Raw genomic sequence first — 25,388 nt, forward strand, 5'->3', positions numbered from 1 at the left:
CCGCGCGGCGGCGTCGCGGATGTCGTCCAGCCGGACGAGGTGTTGAGCGGTGGCGGTCACGGGGTCATCTTGACAGCCCACGGGCATGATCACCCACCTACTTGACCTTCGTCATGTTGGACGTGTAACCGCCGCCGCCCGGGTAGACCCAGGCACCCTCGTTCTTGGTGCCGGTCTTGTCGAAGGTCCCCTGGAAGTAGGCGGGGGAGTCGCGGACCCCGCCCCAGATCGTGAGCGTGCTGCCGTCCTCGCTCACCTCGTAGACATAGTCGTAGGTCTCGCCGTCGGAGCCGTAGAAGCGGGACATGATCTCCTCGCTCGGCTCCTCCGCGCCGAACGGGAGCAGTCGCCCGATGACCTCCAGCCCGACGATGTGGTGATCGTTGAGCGTGATGTCGACGTGCTGCAGCACGAACTTCTCGCCCGGGCCCCACTCGTAGGTCACCGTGCCGGTCGCGTCACCGCTCACCTCCCAGGTGCCGAGGAGCTTCTCGAGCCGGCGCAGCGCGGCGTCCTGCTTGGTCTCGGTCTTGGTTTCAGTCATGGATCTCCCCTGTTCGCGGACCTGTTCGCGGATTCCGGTAGCCCTCGCGGCATGACGATGATCGACCGCATTTCCGGGCCCGGCCAGCATAGTCCGATACGCGTGACGCCCGCACCGAGAGCGCGGCGGCCGGGTCGAACTGCGCAATCTTGAATACGTCCCGTCATCCGTAGGAGTGAGATTCTGCAAGCGAGGAAGGGGCGCGCACGGCCCCTTTCGCCACTGGACGCCGGTGTGACCGGCGGGGATATCCGAGCGTTGCGACGGCGATTCTCGACGATTAACCGGCCGCATTTCCGCCGCTGTGCCGATGAACAGATGAGGAGCGAGAATGACGGCACCTATCGCCGCCGGCGTGCGCACCGAGAACGCCGGCGAGACCAAACGTGACCACAAGCTGGAGGGCTTACGCGGCTACCTGGCGCTCGGCGTCGTGGTCTACCATGTCGCGTTCTACGCCGGGCTGACCAGCTTCCTGGACCTGCCGACGCACGGCATCTGGACGGTCCTCGTCGACGGCCTGTCCGTCTGCCTGGCGCCGTTCTTCGTGCTTTCGGCGTTCTTCCTCTACCGGCCCTTCGCCCGTGCCGTGCTCGCCGGCACCAAGCACCCACCGGCGCGGCCCTTCTGGTGGCGGCGGTTCCTGCGGCTGATCCCGGCCTACTGGGTGGTGGTCACGTTCGCGCTGCTCGTCTTCGACATCAACAAGATCGACGGGTTCTGGTACGCGGCGCGGCCCTACCTGCTGATGCACTTCTACTGGCCGAACGCGCCGTGGATCACCGGTCTCGTGCCGACCTGGACGGTGCCGGCGGAGATGCTGTTCTACCTGATCCTGCCGGGCATCGCCGTGCTCATCGGCCGGTACGCGCGCAAGGCCGCGACGCTGGAGGCGAAGCGGCGGCGGATGCTGGCGCCGCTGACGCTCTTCGCGGTGATCGGCTTCGCGTGGACGGTCTACACCAACATCCCGTCGCAGCTGGACACCGCGGTCGTCTACAACCTCTGGTACTGGCCGTTCGGCTACTACGACGCGTTCGCCATCGGCATGCTGCTGGCGACGGTGTCGGCGTACCACCAGGTGAGCGGCAAGACCCCGCGCAGCTACGCGTTCGTGGCCAAGCACCCCAACGTGCTGTGGGCGCTGGCGCTGGTCGTCTTCGTGGTGAACCTGAACCGGTTCTTCGGCAAGCTCGGCATGGGCGACTGGGCGTCGTTCAACCAGGAGCTGCTCATCCACGCCCTGGTGCTGCTCTTCGCGGGCCTGATCGTGGCGCCGCTGACGGTCCCCGGGGTGCGCTCGCGGCTGATGGAGATCACCCTGAACCCGCGGCCGATCCGGTTCGTGGGGCGGATCTCGTACGGCGTCTACCTGTGGCACATGGTGGTGGTCTCGCTGCTGCTGAAGCAGGGGCCGCTCTTCGGCAACACGCCGGGCTTCGGTCCGGAGCTCTACGGCGCGGCGAACTTCTGGTGGCTGCTGACGTGGACCACCGTGGGCACCATCGCGGTGTCCGCCGTCAGCTACTACCTGCTGGAGCAGCCGCTGTCGAAGCTGGGCCGGCGCAAGCCCGACCCGGCCCCGCCGGCGGCGGAGCCCGCGGTCAAGACGGGCCAGGCGGTCGAGGTGCCGGCCGCACCGTGACGCCCCGCGCATGACGAGGGCCGGTCCGATCGGACCGGCCCTCCTTGCTGTCACGTGCTTCTGGCCGCGCGTGCTGTCTACCTGCACGTGCATCTCTTGCTGTCACACGCTTCCAGCTGCGCGTTCGTCGCTGGCCGCACGTGCATCTCTTGCTGGCGCGGGGTTCCCGCCGTCGCGTGGCTTGCCGTGTCGCCCGTGCTTCTTGCGGGGGCGGACGCGACGACGGCCGGATCCCGTGGAGGGATCCGGCCGTCGCGCCGCCGCGAGGAGGGTCGAGGGGTTTCTCGCGGCAGGTCCGTCAGGCCTGCGTACCGGGGGTGGGCAGGCTCTTGAAGGCCGGGCTGTTCTGATAGGCGGCCAGGCGCCACGCGCCGTCCTGCTTGACGGCCAGCCAGGTGGCCCGGATCGCCTGGTCGTCGGAGACCTCGGACTCGCCGGCCGCGAGCACGCCGCCCTGCGTCTGGAGCACCACGACGCTGTCGCCGAGGAACCGCATGTCGATCGGCTTACCGGTGACCTGGGTGTTCTTGTACTGGTTGGCGAACGCGTCCTTGAGGTACGCGCGGATCTCCTCGCGGCCCTTGCGGTACATGCCGGGCAGGATCATCGTGCCGTCCTCGGTGAAGACGTCGGCGAAGCCGTCGCCGTCACCGTAGGCCCAGGCGGCGATGACCCGCTGGGTGAGGCCGGCCACGGCGACCTGGTCCGCGGCCGGGCCCTGGGTGGTGGTGGTCATGCCGTTTCTCCCGTCAGATGTAGAGCGTGTTGGGTTCGAGGCCGCACAGGACCCGGCCGTACAGCTCGGCGTTGGTGTTCGGGTTCATCAGCGCGTGCAGGTTGATGGTGTGCAGGTCGTGCGCGATGCGCTGGATCGGCACGTCCTGGTACACCGACGAGCCGCCGCTGGCCGACGCCAGGATGTCGACGGCCTCCTTCGCCAGGCGGACGGCGGTGCCCATGTCGTGCCGGGCGCGGGCCCGCTCCTCCAGCTTCCAGGGCAGGCCCGCGGCCGCCTTCTCGTCGACGGTGGTGGCGAGCCGGTGGGCGTGGAACGCCGCCTGGTCGCTCTTCGTCGCGGCCTCGGCGACCTGGAAGTGGGTGAGGGGCGCGTCGCGCTGCGAGTCGTAGCCGGTGTACGTGATCTTCCGGTTGGGCAGGCGCTTGAAGAAGCTCTCCTTCGCCGCGCGGGTCATGCCCAGCACGGTGCCGACCGACGACGCCGAGGCGACCGGCAGCAGCGGCACCTGGTGCATGGCCTCGGCGCCGGCGCCGGCCGCGGAGCCCTGCAGCACCGCCGGCAGCGGCACGACCCGCTCCTGCGGGATGAACAGCTCCTGCGCGACGGTGGAGACGCTGCCGGTGCCGCGCAGCCCCGACGTGTGCCAGTCGTCGACGACCAGCAGGTCACTCATCGGCACGAGCGCCATCACCGGGTACGGCTCACCGCTCTCCGGCGCCAGGATGGCGATGATCTCCTGCCAGTGCGCGTGGTGCGCGCCGCTGATGAAGCCCCACTTGCCGTTGACGACGATGCCGCCCTCGGCGGAGCGGGCCAGCGCGCTGGGGCTCAGCGTCCCGCAGATGCGCACGTCCGGGGTCGAGAACACCTCGTCCTGGACGGCCTGCGGGAACAGCCCCGCCATCCAGGTGGGAATCCAGTAGACCGCGGTGACCCACGAGGCCGAGCTGTCGGCGTGGCCGAGCTCGGTGGCGACGTCGACGAGGGTCGTGGCGTCCGCCGCGTAGCCGCCGTACCGCTTCGGCGTGCGCAGCTTGAACAGCCCGGCATCCGCGAGGGCCTCGATGGTCTCGTCGTGCAGGCGGCGGTGCTCCTCCGCCCAGCCCGTGCGGGCGCGCAGGGTCGGCCGGAGGGCCGCCGCCCGGCGGACGAGCTCCTCGCGGTCGGGGACTTCGGAAGTGGTCACCATCTCCTCCTAGGCACAGCTGCTGCGGGACGCTCCGACGGTCGCATTGCGCCCGGTAACGGTGCATCTCTTGCCGTGCGGGAAGGGACACGCACGGTGTGCGACGGCTCGATGGAAGAAGACGGCGCCGTGCCGCGCGGGGATGCTGACCGGTATGCGCGTGCTGTTCACGTCCGTCGCTCTTTCCGGGCACCTGTTCCCGCTGGTGCCGCTCGCCTGGAGCTGCCGCACGTTCGGGCACGAGGTCCTCGTCGCGACGTCCGACAACTTCCTGCCCGAGGTGACGAGATCCGGGCTGCCGGTCGCGTCGTGCGGCCCGGCGATCGACTTCGTGGAACTGACCACGGCGGCCGGCATCCCCGAGGACCTGCAACAGCGGCGGCTCGCCAACGGGCACGCGTTCGGGCGGATCGCGGCGTCCGCGCTGCCCGGGATGCTGGACCTCGTCCGCGCCTGGCGGCCCGACGTGATCGTCAGCGAGCGGGCCGAGTTCGCCGGGCCGGTCGCCGCCGCGGTGTGCGGGGTGCCGCAGGTCGAGCTGCAGTGGGGGGTCGCGCGGCTGGCGGAGTACCGGGCGGGGGCCGCGGTGCAGCTCGCGGAGGGTCTCGAACGGCACGGCCTGGCCGCGCTGCCCGCCCCGCGCGAGGTGCTCAACCCGTGGCCGCCGAGCCTGCGCCTGCGGCATGCCGCGTCCCACCACGGGATCTGCTGCGTGCCGTACAACGGCGCCGCGCGCGTGCCGTCGTGGCTGTGGGCGCCGCCGCGCCGGCCGCGGATCTGCCTGACCCTCGGCACGGTGCTGCCGCGGCTCGGCGCCGACGGCGTCACCGACGTCGTGGTGCCGCTGCTGGAGCGGCTCGGGCGGCTGGACGTGGAGGTGGTCGTCGCCGTCGACGACGCGGTCGCCGCGACCTGGCCGCCGCTGCCGGCGGTCGCCCGTCAGGTCGGGCGGATGCCGCTGTGGCAGGTGCTGCAGACCTGCGATCTGGCCGTGCACCACGGCGGGCAGGGCACCGCGCTGACCGCGTTCATGGCCGGCGTCCCGCAGCTGGTGATCCCGGTCTTCGACGACCAGGTCGACAACGCCGAGGCGGTCGCCCGCTCCGGCGCCGGTGCCTGCATCCTGCCCGACGAGCTGACCGTGCCCGACGCCGTGGCGGCCTGCGCCGCGCTGCTCGGCGACCGGCGGCACGGGGCGGCGGCCCGCGCCGTCGCCGCGGAGATCGCCCGCCAGCCGTCCCCGGCGACGGTCGTCGAACTGCTGGGCGCCGTCGCGCGCGGCGTGCCCGCCACCATCAGGCCGCGCCGGCGCGCGGACGTGGCCTGATGGGACACACCCCGCCGGGCGGCCTCGCCCGGCCCGCCCGCCGTGGCCGGGCCGCGCCGGCGCGCGGAGACGGTCCGACGGGACAGTGCCGGCCGGGCGGCCTCGCCCGGACCACGTGCTGCGGCCAGGCCGCGGCGACGCACCGCCCGCAGACCGGTCGGCCCGCACCGGCGGGCGGGCGTGACCTGACGGTGCACCGCCCGCCGGTCGGTCGGCCCGCGCCGACGGGTGGGCGGGGCCTGACGGTGCACCACCCGCAGACCGGTCGGCCCGCGCCGACGGGCGGGCGGGGCCGGGTGGCGCACCGCCCGCCGGGCGGTCAGGCCGCGGCGACGGGTGGGCGGGGCTTGATGGGGAACAGCTCCGCGAACCGCGCGAACAGCGTCTCGTCACCCGTGAGAGTGACATCGCCACCGGCGACGGCGTCGTCGGCGGCGACCTCGCCGGCCATCACCGCCCGCAGGACCGGTCCCGCCTCGATGACGAGGTCGGGCGTGTCGGGCCCGCCCGGGTGCACCTCGAGGCGCCCGTCGTCGATGTGGGCGTGCACCACGACCTCGCCGAAGCGCAGCTCCAGGACGGCGTGCACACCCACGGCGGCGGCCGGCTCGAACGTCGTGCGCAGCGCCATGACCAGTGAGTCCGGCGTGACGACCTCGTCGGGCCCGGGGTCGGTGAGGGCGCCGGCCCCCCACTTGCCCAGCTGGAGCACGGCCGGCTCGAGCTGGCGGCCGTAGTCCGTCAGCTCGTAGACGACCGCGCCGCCGGGCCGGGCCTGCAGGCTGCGGCGGACGAGATCGTTGCGCTCAAGGTCCTTGAGCCGGTCGGACAGCACGTTGGTCGGGATGCCGGGCAGGCCGATCCGCAGGTCGGTGTAGCGGCGCGGGCCGACGAGGAGGTCTCGGACGATGAGCAACGTCCAGCGTTCCCCGATCAGCTCGAGCGCGCGTGAGATGCCGCAGAACTGCCCATACGCTCGCTTGCTCATCACCCGATCGTACTGCGTGATGCGCTTGACGCCGTATGCTTGTTTCTAGCAAGCTGGCTTTTAGAAATGAACTAGTACCGATGTACGGTGCGGACCCAACCAAGGAAGCCAACCGAGGTCGTGCAGACCGGGGGAGGGGAGTCATGGAGCGTGTAGCTGGAGTCGCGAGACTCATCAGCGGGCGCCGGACGAAGTGGATCGTGCTCGGCGTGTGGCTGGTGCTGTTCATGGGCCTGTCGCCACTGTCGGGTGAGCTCACGGGCGTGCAGAAGAACGACATCGCTCAGTGGCTCCCCGGCAGCGCCGAGTCGACCCAGGTCGTCGAGCTGCAGAAGCAGTTCCAGCCGACCGAGGTGGCACCCGCGGTCGTCGTCTACGAGCGCCCGTCCGGGACGACCCCCGCCGACCTGGAGAAGGTCAAGGCCGACGTGGCGAAGTTCGCCGGCGTGGACGGCATCGCGGGGGAGGTCTCCCCGCCCGTCGAGGCCAAGGACGGCCAGGCGCTGCAGGTCGTGGTGCCGGTGAAGGTCACCACCGACGACCCGGCGAAGGCGCTCGACCGGGTCAAGGCGATCCGGGCCATCGCGTCCGCCGGCGACACCGGACTCACGGTGCACATCGCCGGGCCGCTCGCCTTCACCGCCGACAACGTGAGTGCGTTCGAGGGTGCCGACTTCACCCTGATGTTCGCCACCGTCCTGGTCGTGGTGGTGCTGCTGCTGGTCATCTACCGCAGCCCGGTGCTGTGGCTGCTGCCGGTGATCAGCGCGATGATCGCGCTCGTCACGTCGGAGGCGGTGATCTACCTGCTGGCGAAGAACGCCGGCGTGACCGCGACCGGTGAGAGCTCCTCGATCCTCACCGTGCTCGTCTTCGGTGCCACCACGGACTACGCGTTGCTGCTCATCGCGCGGTACCGCGAGGCGCTGCGCCAGCACGAGGACCGGCACGCCGCGATGGCCGTCGCCCTGCGCCGCGCGGCACCGGCCATCGTGGCCAGCGCGGCCACGGTCGCGATCGGCATGCTGTGCCTGCTGTTCGCGGACATGAACTCCACCAGCGGCCTCGGCCCGGTCGCCGCGGTCGGCATCGCCGTCGGCCTGCTCGTCGCGGTGACCCTGCTCCCGGCGCTGCTGGTGATCTGCGGCCGCTGGCTGTTCTGGCCGAAGAAGCCGCAGGTCGGCTCCGCCGAGCCCAGCGCGCACGGCGTCTGGGCCCGGCTCGGCGAGCGGATCGCCCGCCGCCCGCGCACCGTCTGGATCGGCACCGCGCTCGTGCTCGGTGTCATGGCGCTCGGCCTCACCCAGCTCAACGTCAGGATTCTGTCCGCCGAGGACACGTTCGTGACGGAGCAGCCGTCGATCAGCGCGATGAAGGTCCTGTCCAAGCACTTCCCGGCGGGCTCCGGCGAGCCGGTCGTGGTGGTGGGCAAGGCCGACAGCGCCGCGGCGCTGAAGGCGGGCATCAGCGGCACGGCCGGCGTCGTGGACGTCACCGAGCCGGTGGTCAAGAACGGGCTCGCCCTGATCGAGGGCACGCTGCAGGCCCAGCCGGGCAGCGCCGCCGCCGACGACACGATCGTGCGGCTGCGCGCGGCGGTGCACGCGGTCGCCGGCGCCGACGCGAAGGTCGGCGGGCCGACGGCGATGAGCCTGGACATGGACCGGGCCACCAAGCACGACAACCGGCTGATCATCCCGCTGGTGCTCGTGGTGGTGCTGCTCATCCTGTGCGTGCTGCTGCGGTCGATCGTCGCGCCGCTGCTGCTCATGGCGACGGTGGTGCTGTCCTTCGGCGCCGCGCTGGGCGTCAGCACGCTGGTCTTCGAGCACGTGTTCGGCTTCAACGGCGTCGACAGCAGCTTCCCGCTGTACGTCTTCGTCTTCCTGGTGGCGCTGGGCATCGACTACAACATCTTCCTGGTCACCCGGGTCCGGGAGGAGGCGCTGCGGATCGGGACGCGGCGCGGCGCGCTGGTCGGCCTGGCCGTCACCGGCGGCGTGATCACCTCCGCCGGCCTGGTCCTCGCCGCGACCTTCGGCGTGCTGGCCAGCCTGCCGCTGGTCTTCCTCGCCGAGATGGGCTTCGCGGTGGCGCTGGGCGTCCTGCTCGACACGTTCATCGTGCGCTCGGTGCTCGTCACCGCGCTGAGCCTGGACGCCGGGCGGCACCTCTGGTGGCCCTCGAAGCTGGCGGCCAAGGCCGACGTGCCCGAGGACGCCGACCCGGTGCCCGCGCAGGCCGACGGCCAGGGCACACCGCGGCAGCCGGACCTGGTTTCCTGATCCGCACCGCCGGCCCGGCGCCCCGCAGCAGCGGCGGCGCCGGGTCAGCGCGTGATCTGCTCCGCCTCCAGGGCGGCCCGGGTCGTCTCCAGCTGCACCAGCAGGTAGGCGGCGTCGCGGGAGCTCACGTCGGTGAGCACCCCCTTGGCCTGCTCGATCTCGACCCGGGCGAGCTCGAACTCGCCCTGGTTGCGGTGCACCTCGGCGAGGAGGCTGAGCGTCTTGCCGTGCCACATCGCCGAGTCGAGCTCGTCGAGCAGGTGGGCGGCGTCGAGCAGGTGGGTGGCGGCGGCGGAGTAGGCACCCCTGGCGAGCACGATCTCGCCGAGTGCGTAGAGCGCCTTGGCCTCGACCATCCGCTCACCCAGTTCACGAGCAAGGGAGAGCGCGTGCTGCAACGTCGTCTGCGCCTGGTCGAGGCGGCCCTCCTGGTGCCGCACGACGCCCAGCCCGTAGAGCGTGTAGCACTCGCCGATCCGGTCGCCGAGGTCGCGCACGATGAGCAGGGCCCGGTGCAACGACTGCCGGGCCAGCTCCACCTGGTCGGTGCGCAGGTACAGCTCGGCGAAGCGGTGCATCACCTGCGCCTCGCCCCGCAGGTGCCGGGCCGTGAGGCACAGCTCCAGCGCCCGGGTCAGGTGCTCGTGCGCCTGCACGGTGTCACCCTCCTCGACCCAGTAACCGGCGAGGCTCTGCAGCACGTGGGCCTCGCCGGTGGCGTCGCCGACGTGCTGCAGCAGCCGCCGCGCCTGCTGGAACTTGTCGAGCATCTCGGCGAACCGGCCCTGGTGCCGGTCGACGATGCCCGACTCGCGCAGCACCAGCGCGCAGCCGTGCACGTGGTTCCCGCCGCGGAAGATGGTCAGCGCGGTGTCGAAGCAGTGCCTGGCCTCGGCGAGCCGCTTCTGCACCATGTGCAGGCAGCCCAGCGAGTACAGCATGGCGGCCCGGCCGATCCGGTTGCCGGCCAGCTCGGCGGCGGCCAGGCCCAGCTCGGTGGTCTCCTGCCAGTCGCTGAAGTAGCCCTTCACCTCGAACAGGCCGGCCGAGGTGAGCGCGATGTCCCAGCACAGCTCGTCCAGCCCGGTCGCGGCCGCCTGGCGCACCGCGGCGACCAGGGCGCGGCGCTCGGTCTCCCACCACTCCAGGGGGCTGCCGATGATGTCGAGCTCGACGCCCTCGATCCGCCAGCGGGGTGCGGTGCCGTGCAGGATGTTGAAGTCGCCGCCGTGGTCCTTGCGGTAGGCGTCCTCGGCGAGGCCGAGCCAGGCGCCGAGGACCCGGCACAGCGCGTCGTCGCGCTCCTGCGCCGGCTCCTGCTCGGCCAGCCTCTCCAGGGCGTAGGCGCGGATGAGGGTGTGGAAGCGGTACCGGATCCGCTCGCCGGGGTACTCGACGGTGTCCAGCAGCTGCGCGTCGACGAGCTGCTCCAGCACGTCCTCCGCCTCGCGCAGCGGGCTGTCGAGCAGCGCCGCGGCGGTCCAGCCGGGGAAGTCGGGCGCCTCGATCAGCGCGAACAGCCGGAACAGCCGCTGGCAGCGCGGGCTGAGCACGCGGTAGGTCAGCCCGATGGTGGAGCGCAGCTCGAGCCCGCGGTGGCTGAACTCGTCGAGGCGGTGCGCCTCGTCGTCGAGCCGGGCGACCACCGTCTCCAGCCGCCAGTGCCGCTTGAAGGCCAGCCGGGCGCCGGCGATGCGCAGCGCCAGCGGCAGGCCGTCGCAGAAGTCGATCAGCGCGAGCGCCGACTGCTCCTCGGCCTCGACCCTGATCGGCCCTATGATCTTGGAGAGCATCCGCATCGAGTTGGCGGTGTCGAACACGTCGACGTCCACGAGGTGCGCGCCGGGCAGCCCGGACAGGCGCATCCGGCTCGTCGCGATCACCGCGCAGGTCGGGCTGCCGGGCAGCAGCCGCTGCATCTGCTCCTCCGCGGACACGTCGTCGAGGACGACCAGCACCCGGCGGTGCGCGAGGCGGCTGCGGTACAGCTCGGCCCGCTCCTCGACGTCGTCGGGGATCGCGGAGCCGGGCACGCCGAGCGCCCGCAGGAAGCGGGTCAGCAGCGCCCCGGTCAGGTCCTCGTCGGTGGGGTGCTGGAGGTCGGCGTAGAGCAGCCCGTCGGGGAAGCGGTCGCTGAGCTCGTGGGCGACCCGCACCGCGAGGCACGACTTGCCGACGCCGCCCTTCCCGGCGAGGGCCACGATCGGCATGGCGTAGCGCGCGTCGCCCTGCCCGGGCGAGCCGGTGAGGATGCGGGTGATCTCGGCGATCTCGGCCTCGCGCCCGGTGAAGTCGGCGATGCTGCGCGGCAGCTGGTTGGGCACCAGCACGGTGAGCTCGGGTCCCACGCGCCGGGGCGCCGCCGGCGCGGTGCTCTGCTCGGCGGGCGGGGCACCGGCGTGCGCCTCCAGCGCCGGGTCGCGGTTGAGGATGGCCCGTTCGAGGTGCTGCAGGGCGGCGCCCGGCTCGATCCCGAGCTCGTCGATGAGGGTGGCCCGGGCGCGGCGGCTCACCTCGAGGGCCTCGGCCTGCCGGCCGGACCGGTACAGCGCGAGCATGAGCAGCTCGTAGAGCCGTTCGCGCAGCGGATGCTCGGCGACCAGCGTCGCGAGCGCGCCGCCGATCTCGTGGTGGCGGCCCAGCTCCAGGTCGAGACGGGCCAGCTCCTGGATCGCCGAGAGCCGGTCCTCCTCCAGCTGGGCGGCGCCGCGCAGCACCAGCGGGCTGTCCACATCGGACAGTGCGTTGCCCCGCCAGAGCGCCAGCGCCTGCTGCAGCGCGGTCGAGGCCTCCGCCAGCCGGCCGGCGTCGGCGTGCTTGCGGGCCTCCTGCACCCGCGCGGCGAACTCGGTGCGGTCCAGGTCGGCGTCGGGGATCTCCAGCATGTACCCGCCCGGGCGGGTACGGATCGTCGCCGTGCCGTTGGCGCCGGTGACGTGCTTGCGCAGCGCCGAGATGCAGATCTGGATCTGCGCGCGGGCGGTGGTCGGCTCGTCCTGCTCCCAGACGGCCTCGATGAGGGAGTTGACAGGTGTCACCCGGTTGGCGTTCAGCGCCAGCATCGCCAGCACCACCCGCAGGCGGGGACCGCCGATGTTCACCACGTCACCGCCGCACACCAGCTCCAGCGGGCCGAGGATCCTGAACTTCATTCGGTTTCCCGATCGGCCGGTGAAGACGACCTTCGCGACCGTGCCACCTGGCATGACCCCCCGTTCGATATGCTCTGCGCGGCCTGGTGTGCGTTCGTCGGGGTCGACGGCCGGGGCCGTCGCGGTGCTCCAGCATCGCATGCTGGCGCCACGGGCAGATCTTCCCGGCTTGCGCCGATCCGAAATGCAATTCGCCCACATCGATTGAAGCATATTTTGCTGGCGAGTTCTGGCAATCTTCGATCCGGACCGTGCGTTCCGCGTAATACGCTACTTGATGTCCCTTCGGTGGAATTCTGTCTGGCTGTTCGGTGGATGGTCGATTTGCCGGTTCGGTGTAATGAGGTATCGCCGGTTCGACCGAGGATCGGACGCGCCGAAACGGCCCGGCCGCCGATGATCTCGGTCGGCCGGGCCGCTCGTGGCGGTTGCCGGGTTCGCTGGGCGGTCGCTGGCCGATCGGGGGATCGGGTCCGGCCGTCGTGTCGACGCCTTCGTGGACCTGTCGTCGCGCGTGGTCGCCCGACCGTCACCTGCGAGTGCGGCGCCGCCACGGAGATGCCGCCCGCCGCGTCAGTGCCACGGCTCGAAGGCGGTGGCCACCGGTGCCGCGATCGTGTTGACCAGTGCGACCGCCGTGGCCGCAGCGAGGAAGAGCCTGCCGATGAACCTACGATTCGTGAACATTACATTTCCTCCCCATGTTCGTTTCTTTTCAGCGCCGCCGTCGGCGTCTGGGAAGGAGTCCATCCGGTCGTGCATTCGGTGAAGCATCTATCGACAATCAATGGCCTTCTCGACCGTGATAGCGGATGGATGGCGGACGGAAAGCGAAATCGTGCAGGCTCGGTGCGCAAAATCACGGCACGCATGAGAAGCGGTGCACATGGCTGATCCGATCCTCCTGTTCACCGGCGAGGAGCTGCGGCGCGCCGGCGCGATGATGAACCCGCTGGACATCCTGGCGGAGGAGCTCGTCGCGCGCGGTGGTCCCGGCGCGGCCGCCTACCGGTGCACACTCACGCCGTGGACGCCGGCGGACGCCGGTACCGACGCCGGCGACGTCACCGAGACGCTCGTGCTGTGCGAGCTGTCCAGCACCGGCGACCGCAGCCTCATGCCGGCGGAGATGCTCCGCCTGCTCGGCGCGGCGGCGCTGACCGCCCTGGCCGTGCGGGAGCTGCTGGGCCCGGGCCTCATCACCGCGTGCGTGCTCGGCTCCGGCCTCGCCGCCGAGGTGCAGCTGGCGACCAACGCCCAGCACGCGCCCGACATCAGCCACGTCGCCGTCTGGCCGGGCGGCACCGCCGAGGCGGCCCCGCTCGACCCGCGCGTGCTCGACCAGCTCGAGCTCGCCGGTGCGAGGCTGACCTCGACGGCGAGCGTCGGGCAGGCGCTGTTCGGCGCCAACCTGGTGATCGTCACCGGGGACGTGGGCGACGCCCCGGCCGGCACGCACCTGGCCAAGGGTGCCCTGGTCGTCAACGCGGCGGGCACCGAGCTGCCGGCCGGCTTCGCCGACGGCGCCCAGGTCCACCTCGTCGACGACGCCCGCCTGCTCACGGGCGCCCCGGACCCGCAGATGTACCTCGACCTCGGCGCCGCGGCGGGCGGGCACGACGCCCGCCCGGTGGACGCCGATCTCGGCCAGGTCCTCACCGGCCTGCACCGTGGCCGGCCGCATCTCGACGCGATCGTCGTCGTCGAGCTGCTCAGCGCCGGCCTGCTGATCCTGCCGCTGGCGGGGCGGCTGCACCAACTCGCGCTCCGGCTCGGCCTCGGCCGGCCGGTCGGATGAGAGGCCCGTCATGCCCGGCACCACCACACGAGGGAAGAAGTAGCCATGCGAGTCGACATCAAGGTCCTCGGTCCGCTGGAGGTCTCGGTCGCCGGCGCCTCCGTGGTGCCGACGGCCAACAAACCCAGCCAGTTACTGGCCATGCTGGCCCTCAACGCGGGGCACGTGGTCACCATCTCCACGCTGCTGGAGGAGATCTGGGGCAGCTGTCCGCCGCGCAGCGCGGTGCCGACACTGCATACCTACGTGCTCCAGCTGCGAAAAAAGATCCAGCAGGCACTCGAAGCCGGCGGGCACCGCTCGCCGCGGGACGTGCTCATCACCCGCCGGTGCGGCTACGTGCTGGACGTCGCGCCTGACGATGTGGACGCCACCCGCTACCTGGAGCTGTCGGCGCAGGGGCACGAGGCGGCCGACCGCGAGGACCACCAGGAGGCCGCGGCCAAGCTCGCCGCCGCCCTGCGGCTGTGGCGCGGGCAGGCGTTCGCCGACATCGCCGCCGGCTCGCAGCTGCGGCTGGAGACGACGCGTCTGGAGGAGATCCGCCTCAGCGACCTGGACCTGCGCATCGAGACGGACCTGCGGCTCGGCCGGCACCACCAGCTGATCGGCGAGCTGGCCACGCTGTGCGCGCGCTACCCGCTGCACGAGCACTTCTACTCCCTCTACATGCTCGCCCTGTACCGGGCCGGCCGGCAGGGCCAGGCACTGGAGGCCTACCAGCGGGTGCGGACCCTGACGGTGGCCAACCTCGGGGTGGACCCCTCGCCGCCGCTGCGCCGCCTCCAGCGGGCGATCCTGCGCGGCGACCCGGCGGTCGAGGACCCGAACTTCACCACGTCGTCCGCCTGGCAGCAGCCGACCACCCTCGCCGGCTGAGCGTCGCGCCGGCACGACCCCGCAGACCGCCGCCCCACGCCGCACGGCGGGGCGGCCGTGTGCGTGTCCACGGCTGTTCTCGACGGTGTCCTTACGGGCGCGCACGACATACGGCCGGGGGGTCGAGCCCACCCGGCCGCGCGACGTGCGCGCCCGTCGCGGACCGAGGTCCCGACGGGCGCGCGTTGGGGAAGCCATCCTCATGCGGCCGCCGGCAGGACCACGTCGGTGTTCAGCGGCAGGTGCTGGACGTTCAGCGCCCGCGAGTTGAGCGGGGCGGTGAGGATCGGCGGGTCGAAGACCGACCTGGGGCGCAGGCACAGGTTCGCCAGCAGCCGGTCGCCGTCGTGGTGCACGACGATCGGGCCCTCGATGCCGACCAGCATCGGCGACCCGCCCACCGGCTCCGAGTGGGCCATCATGTGCCAGGTGCCGGCGGGCACGTGCTCCATGACGAACCGGCCGGGGCCGCGCCGTGTCGCGCACCGTGTCGGGCGGCCCTGCGGGATCCGGTCCGGGAACAGGCCGATGAAGAGGACGCCGATCTCGCGGTCGCCGGCCGGCATGACCTGACCGTGGATGGTGGCGCCGCCCGGGCGGTCGTAGGGGGAGCGCGGCGAGCGGACGTCCCGGCCGCCGAGGCGGCGGTACTCCGTCGGCGACACCCCGACGCTGCTCTTGAAGCGTGAGCTGAACGTGCCGATGCTGTTGTAGCCGACCCGGTGGCTGATGTCGGCGACCGTCCAGGGCGTCGACACGAGGAGCTTCTTCGCCTCCTCCAGCCGCAGCGCCGACAGGAAGCGGCCTGGGGACACCCCGGTGACGCGCTGGAACACCCGCGTGAAGTGGAACTTGCTGAACATCGCACTCGCGGCCATGTCGTCGATCGTGAGTGGCTCGCCCAGATTGGCCACCATCACGTCGATCGCTCGTCCGACGGCCCGTTCCGAAACACTGTCCATGGCTCTCTCCATTCGGCGGTGGTTCGCAACGACCGAACGTGTGCTGCGTTCTGTGACCGTATGACTGCCGGATCGGCACCGGCAACGTCCGGCAAGCGGCGCTCGAAAGGCCCCACAGGCTGCGAATACGCGGAGTCCAGCGACACTCCAGCGAGACTTCAGCGGGGCTCCAGCGGCGGTGCGGCGGCAGGAGCGCTGGCAGGCCCGCGAACCGGCCCGTGGAACGGCACGGTCGCCACACGGCACAGGCGGAGAAGACACGGCGCCCCGCCCGCCGCAGGCTTGATTCGTCCATCCGACCCACTCCCGCGTACCCACTCGACCGGAGGCTGAACCGTGACCGCACAGGACGTGATCGCCGACCTCACCGCCGACGCCGAGGCCGTCGACCGCATGGTCGCCGACCTCGACGAGTCCCAGTGGACGCTGCCGACTCCCGCCGAAGGCTGGACCGTGGCCCACCAGGTCGGCCACCTCGCATTCGTCTTCCGCATCGCGGGCCTGGCGGCCGGCACCCCGGAGGCGTTCACCGCGCTGACCCAGCGGATCGGCACCGGCTTCGGCGCCTTCGACAAGGCCGTCAACGCCGCGCTGGAGGAGTACCTCGTGCTGCCCCGCGAGGCGCTGGTCGCCCGCTGGCGGGCCGAGCGCGACGCCGGCACCGCCGCGCTCGCCGGCGTCGCCGACGGCACTCTCGTGCCGTGGCTCGTCCGGCCCATCCCCGCCCCCGTGCTGTGCGCGGCCGGCATGACCGAGCTCTTCGCCCACGGCCAGGACATCGCCGACGGGCTCGGGGTCCAGCGGCAGCACACCGACCGCCTCAAGCGGGTCGTCGGCTTCGTCGTGCACACCTGGGAGTTCGGCTACCAGTCCAACGACATGACCCCGCCGGCCGGGCAGTTCCGCTTCGAGGTCACCGCGCCCTCCGGCGCCCAGTGGGTGTTCGGGCCGGACGACGCGACCCAGACGATCACCGGCCCCGCCGTCGACCTGTGCCTCCTCGCGACCCGCCGCCGGCACCACGCCGACCTCGACCTCGTCGCCACCGGCGCCGACGCGCAGGCGTGGCTCGAGGTGGCCCAGGCCTACCGCGGCCCGGCCGGCAAGGGCCGCGCGCCCGGACAGTTCGCGAAGCCCCACCAGCTCGCCTGACGACCCGCCCGCACCGCCGGGCGCCGTGCCCGGCGGTGCGCGCCGACGAGAGGAATGTCGCTGATGGTCATCGTGATGTCCCCGGACGCGACCGCCGACGACGTGGACGCCGTCGTCGCGGCCGTCGAGTCGGCGGGCGGCGAAGCGAGCGTGGGCCGCCTCAGCGTCGCCGGTGGGTCCGGGCGGACCTTCATCGGCGTCACCGGCGACCTGGCGCTCATCGACACGCTCCGCCTCGACGAGATGCGCGGGGTCGGCCGGGTCCGGCGGATCTCGACCTCCTACAAGCTGGTCAGCCGCGAACACCGCACGGAACGCTCCGCCGTCGAGGTCGGCGGCGTGACGATCGGCCCCGGCACGTTCACCCTCATCGCCGGTCCCTGCGCCGTCGAGTCGGCGGCGCAGACCACCGAGGCGGCGCAGATCGCCCGGTCGGCCGGCGCGACCATGCTGCGCGGCGGGGCCTTCAAGCCGCGCACGTCGCCGTACGCCTTCCAGGGCCTCGGCGAGGCGGGCCTGAAGATCCTCGCCGACGTCCGCGACCGCACCGGGCTGCCGGTCGTCACCGAGGTGCTGAGCGTCCGCGACGTCGAGCTGGTCGCCAGCTACGCCGACATGCTGCAGATCGGCACGCGCAGCATGCAGAACTTCCCGCTGCTGCAGGCGGTCGGGGCGGCCGGCCGGCCGGTGCTGCTCAAGCGCGGCATGATGAACACGATCGAGGAGTGGCTGATGGCCGCGGAGTACATCGCGCGCGCCGGCACCCTCGACATCGTGCTGTGCGAGCGCGGGATCCGGACCTTCGAGCCGGCGACCAGGAACACCCTCGACATCGCCGCGGTCCCGCTGGTGCAGCACCTGTCGCACCTGCCGGTCATCGTCGACCCGTCGCACTCCGGCGGCCGCCGCGACCTGGTCGCGCCGCTGAGCCGCGCCGCGGTGGCGGCCGGCGCCGACGGCGTCATCATCGACGTGCACCCGCGCCCCGAGCAGGCCCGCTGCGACGGGGGCCAGGCCCTGACCGGTCCCGAGCTGCTGCCGCTCGCCCGCCAGCTCGACGACCTCACCACCGTGCTGGGCCGCACCACCGCCGCCCCGCGCTACCGGCTCGCCGGCTGACCACCGCTACGGATGAGGAAGCCCATGCCCAGTGCGATGCGCATCTCCGAACTCAGCCGTCGCAGCGGCGTCCCGGTGCCGACGATCAAGTTCTACCTGCGGGAGCGCCTCCTGCCGCCGGGCACCCCCACCGCGCGCAACCAGGCCGTGTACGGCCACGCGCACCTGGCCCGGCTCCGGCTGATCCGGGTGCTGACCGGCATGGGCCAGCTCAGCATCGCCGCGGCCGGTGAGGTGCTGCAGGCCCTCGACAACCCGGCGGTCCCCACCGCGGAGCTCTACGGCGTCCTCGGCCGGGCGCGCGGCGTCCGGCCGCCGGCGACCGAGACGCCGACGCCCGCGACCGCGCCCGCCGAGGTCGACGCGCTGCTGGACCGCTGCGGCTGGCAGGTCAAGCCGGACGGGCCCGAGCGTGAGTTGCTCGCCCATGCCGTCGCCCTGCTCGACGGCGCCGACCTGGCCGTGCTGGCCGACACCGCCGAGCGGCTGGTCGCCCGGCAGCTCGAGCTGCTGCCGGCCGAGCCGGGCCGGGCGACGCTGATGGCCCGCCTGGTGACCCTCGACGCGGCGTTCGACGCCCTGCGCCGCCTCGCCGTCGAGCACCACCTCTCCACCCGCTCCGAGCGGGCCACGCCGCGGGAGCCGGTGCCGGTGCCGTCGCCCGCTCCTGCACCGTCCGCGGCCGCGTAGCCGCCGGTCTGCCTCCGCGCCCCGCCCGTGCCCCGCCGGCGCGGGCCGGGGCGCACCGCCGGTGGTGCGCCCCGGCAGTGCACCCGTTGCAGCGCAGGGCGGCCCCGGCCCGCCGGTCAGCGCAGGGCCGGGTTGGGCATCCGTTCAGTGCAGGGCCGCGGCGGCGGGGACGAGCTCGCGCCCCAGCAGCGCCAGGCGCTCGGTCTGCCACATCCGGGGCAGCCAGCAGTGCGCCTCGGCGAAGCCGAGCGCGGCGAAGCCCTCCAGCTGGGCGCGCAGCGCGTCGATGTGCTCGCCGCGGTCGCCGGGGTCCAGCTGGACCAGGACCGTCTTCTCGATGTCGTCGTAGTCGCGGCCCTCGGTGGCGCAGTGCCCGCGCAGCACGTCGAGCTTGTGCGCCAGGTCGGTGCCGGCGAACAGGTTGCACGCCTGGGCGTGCCGGGCGACCAGGCGCAGAGTGCGGCGCTCGCCGCCGCCGCCGATGAGGATCGGCGGGCGGCGCAGCGGCTGCGGCGCGTTCAGCGTGCGCCCGAGCGTGTAGTGCCGGCCCTCGAACGGCGCCTCGGAGCCGCTCCACATCTGCCGGCAGATCCGCAGGGTCTCGTCGAGCCGCTCGAAGCGCTCGCCCAGCGGAGGGAACGGCAGCCCGAGCCCGGCCGCCTCCTCGCCGTTCCAGGCGGCGCCGATGCCGAGCCACGCGCGGCCCTTCGACAGCACGTCCAGGGTGCTGACGAGCTTCGCGAGCATGCCCGGGTGCCGGTACGTGACCGCGCTGACCCAGGCCAGAAGCTCCACAGTGGACGTCCGCGCGGCGATGAACCCCAGCGTCGTGTAGGCCTCCAGCATGTCGTGGTGCACAGGCCCGACGGCCGGGATCTGCCACACGTGGTCCATGACGCTGACCCGGGCGAAGCCGGCCTCCTCGGCGGCGACGACGATGCGGGTGAGGTCGTCGGCGAGACCCGCGGGACCGGCCGGATAGGTGAAGTCCGCGATGTGCAGGCCAATCTTCATGCCGCCGAACCTACGGCGCGCCGTCGCGGCGGCGGAAGTGCACCGAGGTCGATTGAGCACTGCACGAGAAGTTGCCGCACGGCCCCTCGTGATTGACTTTCCTCATCGCGTTCACGTCGCGTTCATCCGCAGATTCCCGCCGCAGAACCGCGGCGCACGCGTGATCTGCCGGCACCAGCACACAGCGACTTCGGGGGGATCGCCTTGGACAACCATGACCTGGCCCAGCTCGACTGGCTCGCCGAGGACGCCGCCACGCTCGCCGACCCCGCGCTGTGCGGCAACAAGTTCGCCCGGCAGGCCGAGCTCGCGGCCGCGGGGTTCACCATCCCGCCGCTGCTGTGCGTGCCGGCCCCGGTGTTCGACGCCGTCGTCGGGCCGGTGCCGGCCGCCGCCGGTGAGGCAGGCGGCACCGGCGGCGCGACCGTCGACCGGGCGCGGGAGCTGCGCGAGACGGTCCGCCGCGCCGGCGTCCCGGACACGCTGCGCCGGCTGCTGGACGAGCGCTTCGACGCGATCGCCGGCCCCGGCGGGCTGGTCGCGGTCCGTGCCTGCGTGGTGCCCGCGGCCGGCGGTGTCGGGGAGGACTCGGCCACCGACCCGTTCGCCGGTCTCAGCGACAGCTTCCTGTACGTGCGCCGCGCCGACGTCGCCGACCGGGTCGCGGACTGCTGGGCGTCGGCGTTCAACCCCGAGGCGGTGCTCTACCGGCTGCACAAGGGCATGGACCCGCTCGCCGCCCGGGTCGCCGTCGGCGTGCAGCGCATGGTGCTCGGCGAGCGGTCGTTCGTCGCGTTCACCCGCGACCCGCGCGACGGCGCCGACCGGTGCGTCATCGCCGCCGCGTATGGCATCGGCGAGGGCGTCGTGCAGGAGAAGGCCGACGTCGACCACTTCTTCGTCGACCGCGCCACCCGCGCGGTCGAGGCGCGGGTCGGGACGAAGACCCGCGCCGTCGGGCGCGACCCGCTGCGCCCGGAGGCCGGCGTCGTGGACGTCCCCGTCGACCCGGACCGCGCGGCGCTGCCGGTGCTCAGCGACGCCGAGGTGCTCGACCTGGCCGCGCTGGCGCTGCGGGTGGAGGCGCACTTCGGCGGCCCCCAGGACATCGAGGGCACCATCACCGCCGACGGGCGGGTCCACCTCGTCCAGGCCCGGCCGGTGGTGAGCGCCGCGGCGGCGCCGACCCTGCTGTGGGACAACAACAACGCGACCGAGACGTTCCCCGGCGTCAGCTGCGCGCTGACCTACTCGATGGGCCGGGCGCTCATCGAGGCCGGGTTCACCGACCTGTACCGCAGGATGGGCGTGCCCGCCGAGACGCTGCGCGCGCACCGGCCGCTGCTGGGGCAGATGATCGGGTACCTCGACGGGCACATCTACTACGCCATCGACAACTGGTACCGGCTGCACCGCATGATGCGCTGCTTCCGCCCGCTCTTCCCGACCTGGGAGCAGGGCCTCGGGCTGGCCGGGCGGGACCCGGGGCGCCGACGCGTGGGCCCGGTGACGAAGGTGCTGAGCCTGGCCGAGATCGGCTGGCGGCTGGCCGGCCATCCGCGCCGCATCCGGGAGTTCCTGGGCTGGTGGGACGAGCGGCACGCGAACCTGGACGTGGCCCGGATGAGCCCGTCGGAGGTGGTGGCCGCCTACCGGACACTGTGGACGGAGGTCGGCGAGCGCTGGGGCCTGACCCTGATCAACGGGCTGGCGCTCTTCGCCTCCACGTGGGCGGCGAACGGCGCGCTGCGCCGGTGGGCGCCGGACGCGGACCGCAGCGTCCTCAACGGCATGCTCAGCGGCGGCGCCGTCAACCGCTCCGCGCTCGCCGTGCACTCGCTGGTCGCGATCGCCGAGCACGTGGCGGACGTGCCGCCGCTGCGGGACGCGCTGCTGGCGGCGGGGGACGACACCGAGCGGCTCTGGGCGCGGCTGAGCGGCGGCGCCTACGGCGACACCGTCGCGGTCCTGCTGCGCGAGCACGTCGAACGCTACGGCGACCGCGCCATCCAGGACAACAAGCTCGAGTCGATGACGCCCCGGCAGGCGCCGTGGACGGTCCTGCCGGCCGTCCGGGCGTACCTGCGCCAGGGCCGCACCGTCGCCGCCAGCGTCGCCACGGGGGAGCGGGTGCGCGCCGAGGCGTGGCAGGAGCTGCGCCGGCACTGCCGCAACCCGGTCAAGCGAACCGTGCTGCGGTTCCTGTTCGACGCCATGCGCACGTTCCTGCGCAACCGGGAGGACACCAGGTTCTGCCGCAGCCAGCTCATCGGCGACCTGCGGGCGCTGCTGCTGCGCCAGGGCGAGCACCTGGTCGCCGCGGGCCGCCTCGACCGGCCCCGCGACGTGCTCGACCTGACCGTCGAGGAGGTCCTCGGCGCGTTCGACGGCACCGTGGCCGGCGCCGACCTGCGCGGGCTGGCCGCGGTCCGGGCGGCGGAGCGGGAGCGGTGGACGGCCGAGGACCGGCAGCTGCCGGCCCGGCTGGAGACCGTCGCGGACCGGCCGCTGACGCTCGCCCTCACCGACGTCGCACCGCCGGCGTCCGATGTGGACGACAGCAACGTGCTGACCGGCCTGGCGTCCAGCGCCGGCACCGTCCGCGGCCGGGCCATGGTCGTGCTCGACCCGTCGGTCACCGCGGAGCAGACCGGCGACCGCATCCTCGTCGCCCGCGAGACCGACCCGGGCTGGCTGTTCCTGATGATGTCGGCGAAGGCGCTCGTCGTCGAGCGCGGCACCCTGCTGTCGCACACCGCCGTCACCGGGCGGCTGCTGGGCATCCCGACCGTCGTCGCCGTCGCCGGCGCCACCACCCGCATCCCCGACGGGGCGCTGCTGGAGGTCGACGGCGCCGCCGGCGTCGTGCGGATCCTGGACGGCACGCCGTGATCGGCCGGTGGGGCCGCTACGTCGCGGCCGCCTACCGCCCGTCGGTGCAGCTGCCGTACACGCTGTCGTGGGCGCTCGGCCTGACCGCCCTGTTCGCCTGCCTGAGCGCGCCGGTGAGCGTGTGGCGCCCCGACCGGGAGCTGGCCGTCACCAGCGTGACGCTGGTCGTCACGATGCTGCTGATCCGGGCGCTGGACGACATCCGCGACGCCGACTACGACCGCCGGGTCAACCCGGGCCGCCCCCTGCCCAGCGGCCTCGTCGCGGAGCGGGACCTGGTGCTGCTCGTCGCCGCCGGCAGCGTGGCCCTGCTCGCGCTGAACGCCGGCCGGGGCGCCGCGCTGGCCGTCCTCGCCGGGCAGATGGCCTACACGACGCTCGTCGTGACGCTCGAACGGCGGGCCGGGTGGCCGCGGCGCGGGCAGCTCGTCCTGCAGCTCGCGGTGAACCTGCCGATCCTGTCGATGCTCAGCCTGTACGTGTACGTGGGCTTCCTGCGCGCCGAAGGCGTGCGGGCCGACGGGTCCGGGCCGGTCGTGATCCTGGCGGTGACCGTCGCGGCGCTGTGCATGGAGCTGGGGCGCAAGGCGACCCGGGCGCCCGGCGACGGCGAACGCAGCTACGTCACCGCCCTCGGCCCCGACGGCACGTCCCTCGCCGCGTTCGGGGCCGCCCTCGCCGCGACCGTCATCGTGCTCGTGGCGCTGCGGCCGTGGCACGGCGACGGGTGGGGCTGGCTGATCCTCGCCCCGCTGCTGCTGCCGGGGCTCGCCGCGGCCCGGTTCGCCGCCGGCGCGACCCGCTGGCCGCTGCTGCCGACGCTGGCCTACGTGCCGGCGATGTACACCAGTTTCCTGCTCGTCGGCTGGCTCACGAAAGGGCACCTCTGATGACGGACTTCTGGGTGCTGCTCGGCCCCGACTTCGCCGGCAAGTCCTCGGCCCTCGCCCGGGTGCGCGACGAGGTCGGCTGGCAGGTCGTGTCGCACGACGACGCGTTCCTCGACGCGCATCCCCTGGTACGGACGCTGCGCGGCTGCTGGGTCGACGAGGCGCTGCGCCACGCCGGCACCCGGTACTCCGCCGAGCTGGTCCTGACGGTGCTGCACGCCGTGATCCTGCACCAGCGCGACGAGCTGCTGCGCCGCGCCGGGACGGCGGGCCCGGTCGTGATGGACTCGTACTACTACAAGGTGCTCGCCGCGTGCACGCTGCTGGGCGTCACGCACGAGCCGACGTTCGCCGCGTGGCGGGCCATGCCGCAGCCGGCCGGCGTGGTCTACCTCGACGTCCCGCCCGAGGTCACCTGGCAGCGGTCCGGGGAGGGCGCGCGGGCCACGGCGTTCGAGCACTACGGCCCGGCCGCCACCCGCGACGGGTTCGTCCGTATGCAGCGCGACCTGCGCGGCGCCATGCTGGCCGAGATCCGCGACCTGCCGGTCACCGTGCTCGACGCGACCGCCGGCCCGGACGCCGTCCTCGCCAAGGTGGCCGCCGCGATCGGGGCGCCGCGATGCTGACCGGCACCCCGCGCGGGGCTGCCCTGGCGGACCTGCTGGCCGATCGGGTCAACTGGGTCACCGGCGGCGCGACGCCGGAGCCCGCCGACACGACCGTGCTGGTGGTGCTGCGCGAGCTCGACCCGGCCGGCCTGGCCGCCGGCGCGGCCCGCTTCGCCGGCGGGCTCGGCACGGCGGAGGCGGACCGGTGGCGGCGCTCCTGGACGCGGGCGGTGTTCCTGTTCGGCGACCCGGTGAACCTGCGCCCCGGCGACGTGCGCCGCAGCGCCGGCGGCGCCGCCTGGCTCGGGCCCTTCACCGGCGCGCACCGGCCGGGGCCGGTCCGGCTGCTGCGGCCCGTCACCGGCCGGCTGCCGAAGCTGCCCGACGGGACCACCGGACGTCCACTGTGGATCGCGACCGCCGGTCTGTCCCTTGTGGACTATCTGGTGCACCTGCACCACACGGTCGCCGAGGCGGTGCTGCTGGACCGGCTCGACCCGGACGAGCCGCTGCGGCTGCTGCACCGCCCCGAGCTGGACCCGGCCGGCCTCGGTGCCGCCGCCTACGCGCGGGTGCTGCCCGGCCCGGGCGGGGCGCTGCGGCCCTACACCTGGCTGAGTGAGACCTCATGACGAGCGGAGGCACCACCGTGGACGTCACCAACTTCACCGACGCCGACCTGGCCCGGCTCGCGCTCTCCACGCGGCTGCGGGACCTCGCCGAGGAGTTCCGGGTCGCCGTCGCCGCGCCGGACCCCGACGTCCCGCAACGGCTGTGGGCGCTGCTCTCCGGTGAGCTGCCGCTGCTGCGCGACGCCATCGTCCACCACGTCCGCGCCGGCGGCGGCTCGTGGGAGGACGTCGCCCGGCTGGAGGGCGTCGACGCCGAGCAGGCCCGCGGGCGCTGGGAGGCGGTGCGGGCGGAGCGGGTCGCGGACCCGGCCGGCGCCGCGGCGGCCCTGGACGACTGGTACATGCGGCACGCGCAGCTGGAGCCGCTCGCCCAGTTCCGCGACCCGTTCAGCCGGCTGCTGAGCCACCACGCGCCGATCCCGCACGAGTGCCTCATCTGCGTGAAGTACAAGGGCGGCACCCTCCCGGCGTACGGCGGCACGACCGCGCCGCCGGGCGGCTACCTGGTCGCCGACGGCATGTTCCGCGTCGGGCACGGCCCCACCGCCTACTGGCCCGCCGGCACGCTGCTCATCGAGTCCTACCGGCACTTCCTGGACTTCGCGGAGATGGACGACGCGGAGGCGGCCGCGATCGGCCCGCTCATCCGCCGGTTCGTCGGACCGCTGAAGGAGGCGACCGGCGCGCCGCGGGTCCACGTGTTCTCCTGCATGGAAGGCGCCGAGCACTTCCACACGTGGCTGGTGCCGCGGGTCGGCGACGTGCCCAGCGGCCGCGGCTTCATCGCCAGCCCCGGCTACTGCACGGTGCCGGAGGCCGAGGCGACGATCGCCCGCCTGCGGGCCGCGCTCGCCGACCGCGGGGACACCCGATGAGCGGGCCG

At 73.2% G+C, this 25,388-nt stretch carries 20 protein-coding genes; 13 read left to right on the forward strand and 7 right to left on the reverse strand.

The features are described from left to right. Positions 1–97 precede the first annotated feature (97 nt). Complete coding sequence (locus AB0I21_RS47970; protein WP_344508647.1) at positions 98–544, reverse strand: hypothetical protein; 447 nt, start codon at positions 542–544, stop codon at positions 98–100. A 331-nt stretch (positions 545–875) separates the two neighbouring features. On the opposite strand from AB0I21_RS47970, the gene AB0I21_RS47975 reads away from it, so the two are divergent. Next, on the forward strand, positions 876–2,189 hold the full coding sequence (locus AB0I21_RS47975) for an acyltransferase (RefSeq protein ID WP_360571250.1): 1,314 nt from the start codon (positions 876–878) through the stop codon (positions 2,187–2,189). 298 nt (positions 2,190–2,487) lie between these two features. On the opposite strand, the gene AB0I21_RS47980 is transcribed toward AB0I21_RS47975, so the two are convergent. Next, positions 2,488–2,925 carry an SgcJ/EcaC family oxidoreductase gene (locus tag AB0I21_RS47980; RefSeq protein WP_360571252.1) on the reverse strand — a complete coding sequence of 146 codons (438 nt, stop codon included), beginning with the start codon at positions 2,923–2,925 and terminating at the stop codon, positions 2,488–2,490. A gap of 13 nt (positions 2,926–2,938) precedes the next feature. Next, on the reverse strand, positions 2,939–4,117 hold the full coding sequence (locus AB0I21_RS47985) for an acyl-CoA dehydrogenase family protein (RefSeq protein WP_360571254.1): 1,179 nt from the start codon (positions 4,115–4,117) through the stop codon (positions 2,939–2,941). A 151-nt stretch (positions 4,118–4,268) separates the two neighbouring features. Between AB0I21_RS47985 and AB0I21_RS47990 the strand changes: the two genes are divergently transcribed. Continuing rightward, positions 4,269–5,441 (forward strand): nucleotide disphospho-sugar-binding domain-containing protein, encoded by a 1,173-nt coding sequence (locus AB0I21_RS47990; RefSeq protein WP_344508640.1) that lies wholly within the window; start codon positions 4,269–4,271, stop codon positions 5,439–5,441. A gap of 319 nt (positions 5,442–5,760) precedes the next feature. Here the strand turns inward: AB0I21_RS47990 and AB0I21_RS47995 are convergent, their stop codons facing one another. Continuing rightward, a complete protein-coding gene (locus tag AB0I21_RS47995; RefSeq protein ID WP_360571256.1) occupies positions 5,761–6,429 on the reverse strand; it encodes a winged helix-turn-helix transcriptional regulator in 669 nt (222 codons plus the stop codon). 143 nt (positions 6,430–6,572) lie between these two features. On the opposite strand from AB0I21_RS47995, the gene AB0I21_RS48000 reads away from it, so the two are divergent. Beyond that, a complete protein-coding gene (locus AB0I21_RS48000) occupies positions 6,573–8,714 on the forward strand; it encodes an MMPL family transporter (protein ID WP_360571258.1) in 2,142 nt (713 codons plus the stop codon). 44 nt (positions 8,715–8,758) lie between these two features. Here AB0I21_RS48000 and AB0I21_RS48005 read toward each other — a convergent pair whose 3' ends face one another. Then, positions 8,759–11,866, reverse strand: a complete 3,108-nt coding sequence (locus AB0I21_RS48005; protein WP_360571260.1) for a BTAD domain-containing putative transcriptional regulator — start codon at positions 11,864–11,866, stop codon at positions 8,759–8,761. 886 nt (positions 11,867–12,752) lie between these two features. On the opposite strand from AB0I21_RS48005, the gene AB0I21_RS48010 reads away from it, so the two are divergent. Both AB0I21_RS48010 and AB0I21_RS48015 read left to right on the forward strand, forming a co-directional pair. Further along, a complete protein-coding gene (locus AB0I21_RS48010) occupies positions 12,753–13,664 on the forward strand; it encodes a hypothetical protein (RefSeq protein ID WP_360571262.1) in 912 nt (303 codons plus the stop codon). Positions 13,665–13,709: 45 nt separating this feature from the next. Further along, positions 13,710–14,543 carry an AfsR/SARP family transcriptional regulator gene (locus tag AB0I21_RS48015; RefSeq protein ID WP_344508630.1) on the forward strand — a complete coding sequence of 278 codons (834 nt, stop codon included), beginning with the start codon at positions 13,710–13,712 and terminating at the stop codon, positions 14,541–14,543. 200 nt (positions 14,544–14,743) lie between these two features. Here the strand turns inward: AB0I21_RS48015 and AB0I21_RS48020 are convergent, their stop codons facing one another. Beyond that, entirely contained in the window at positions 14,744–15,505 is a 762-nt protein-coding gene (locus AB0I21_RS48020; protein WP_360571264.1) for an AraC family transcriptional regulator, read from the reverse strand. Positions 15,506–15,841: 336 nt separating this feature from the next. Here AB0I21_RS48020 and AB0I21_RS48025 point away from each other — a divergent pair, with 336 nt between their 5' ends. The 3 genes from AB0I21_RS48025 to AB0I21_RS48035 all read left to right on the forward strand — a co-directional run bounded on the left by AB0I21_RS48025 (position 15,842) and on the right by AB0I21_RS48035 (position 18,466). Beyond that, entirely contained in the window at positions 15,842–16,657 is an 816-nt protein-coding gene (locus AB0I21_RS48025; protein ID WP_344508626.1) for a TIGR03084 family metal-binding protein, read from the forward strand. 63 nt (positions 16,658–16,720) lie between these two features. Then, positions 16,721–17,776, forward strand: a complete 1,056-nt coding sequence (aroF, locus tag AB0I21_RS48030) for a 3-deoxy-7-phosphoheptulonate synthase (RefSeq protein ID WP_360571267.1) — start codon at positions 16,721–16,723, stop codon at positions 17,774–17,776. A 36-nt stretch (positions 17,777–17,812) separates the two neighbouring features. After that, entirely contained in the window at positions 17,813–18,466 is a 654-nt protein-coding gene (locus tag AB0I21_RS48035; RefSeq protein ID WP_360571269.1) for a MerR family transcriptional regulator, read from the forward strand. Between the two features lie 144 nt (positions 18,467–18,610). Here the strand turns inward: AB0I21_RS48035 and AB0I21_RS48040 are convergent, their stop codons facing one another. Beyond that, on the reverse strand, positions 18,611–19,480 hold the full coding sequence (locus AB0I21_RS48040) for an LLM class F420-dependent oxidoreductase (RefSeq protein WP_360571271.1): 870 nt from the start codon (positions 19,478–19,480) through the stop codon (positions 18,611–18,613). A 204-nt stretch (positions 19,481–19,684) separates the two neighbouring features. Between AB0I21_RS48040 and AB0I21_RS48045 the strand changes: the two genes are divergently transcribed. The 5 genes from AB0I21_RS48045 to AB0I21_RS48065 are packed head-to-tail and all read left to right on the forward strand — an operon-like array spanning position 19,685 to position 25,380. Next, entirely contained in the window at positions 19,685–22,372 is a 2,688-nt protein-coding gene (locus tag AB0I21_RS48045; protein WP_360571273.1) for a PEP/pyruvate-binding domain-containing protein, read from the forward strand. Next, positions 22,369–23,262, forward strand: coding sequence for a hypothetical protein (locus AB0I21_RS48050; RefSeq protein WP_360571275.1), 894 nt, complete (start codon positions 22,369–22,371; stop codon positions 23,260–23,262). Before AB0I21_RS48045 ends, AB0I21_RS48050 begins: the two co-directional genes overlap by 4 nt. Continuing rightward, complete coding sequence (locus AB0I21_RS48055; protein ID WP_360571277.1) at positions 23,262–23,891, forward strand: hypothetical protein; 630 nt, start codon at positions 23,262–23,264, stop codon at positions 23,889–23,891. Before AB0I21_RS48050 ends, AB0I21_RS48055 begins: the two co-directional genes overlap by 1 nt. Continuing rightward, positions 23,885–24,505 (forward strand): DUF6182 family protein, encoded by a 621-nt coding sequence (locus tag AB0I21_RS48060; RefSeq protein WP_360571278.1) that lies wholly within the window; start codon positions 23,885–23,887, stop codon positions 24,503–24,505. The genes AB0I21_RS48055 and AB0I21_RS48060 overlap by 7 nt, the downstream gene beginning before the upstream one ends. Beyond that, positions 24,502–25,380, forward strand: a complete 879-nt coding sequence (locus AB0I21_RS48065; protein WP_360571280.1) for a hypothetical protein — start codon at positions 24,502–24,504, stop codon at positions 25,378–25,380. The genes AB0I21_RS48060 and AB0I21_RS48065 overlap by 4 nt, the downstream gene beginning before the upstream one ends. The last annotated feature ends 8 nt before the right edge of the window (positions 25,381–25,388 follow it).

This window comes from Dactylosporangium sp. NPDC050588 (assembly GCF_040654975.1).
Taxonomy (GTDB): domain Bacteria; phylum Actinomycetota; class Actinomycetes; order Mycobacteriales; family Micromonosporaceae; genus Dactylosporangium; species Dactylosporangium maewongense.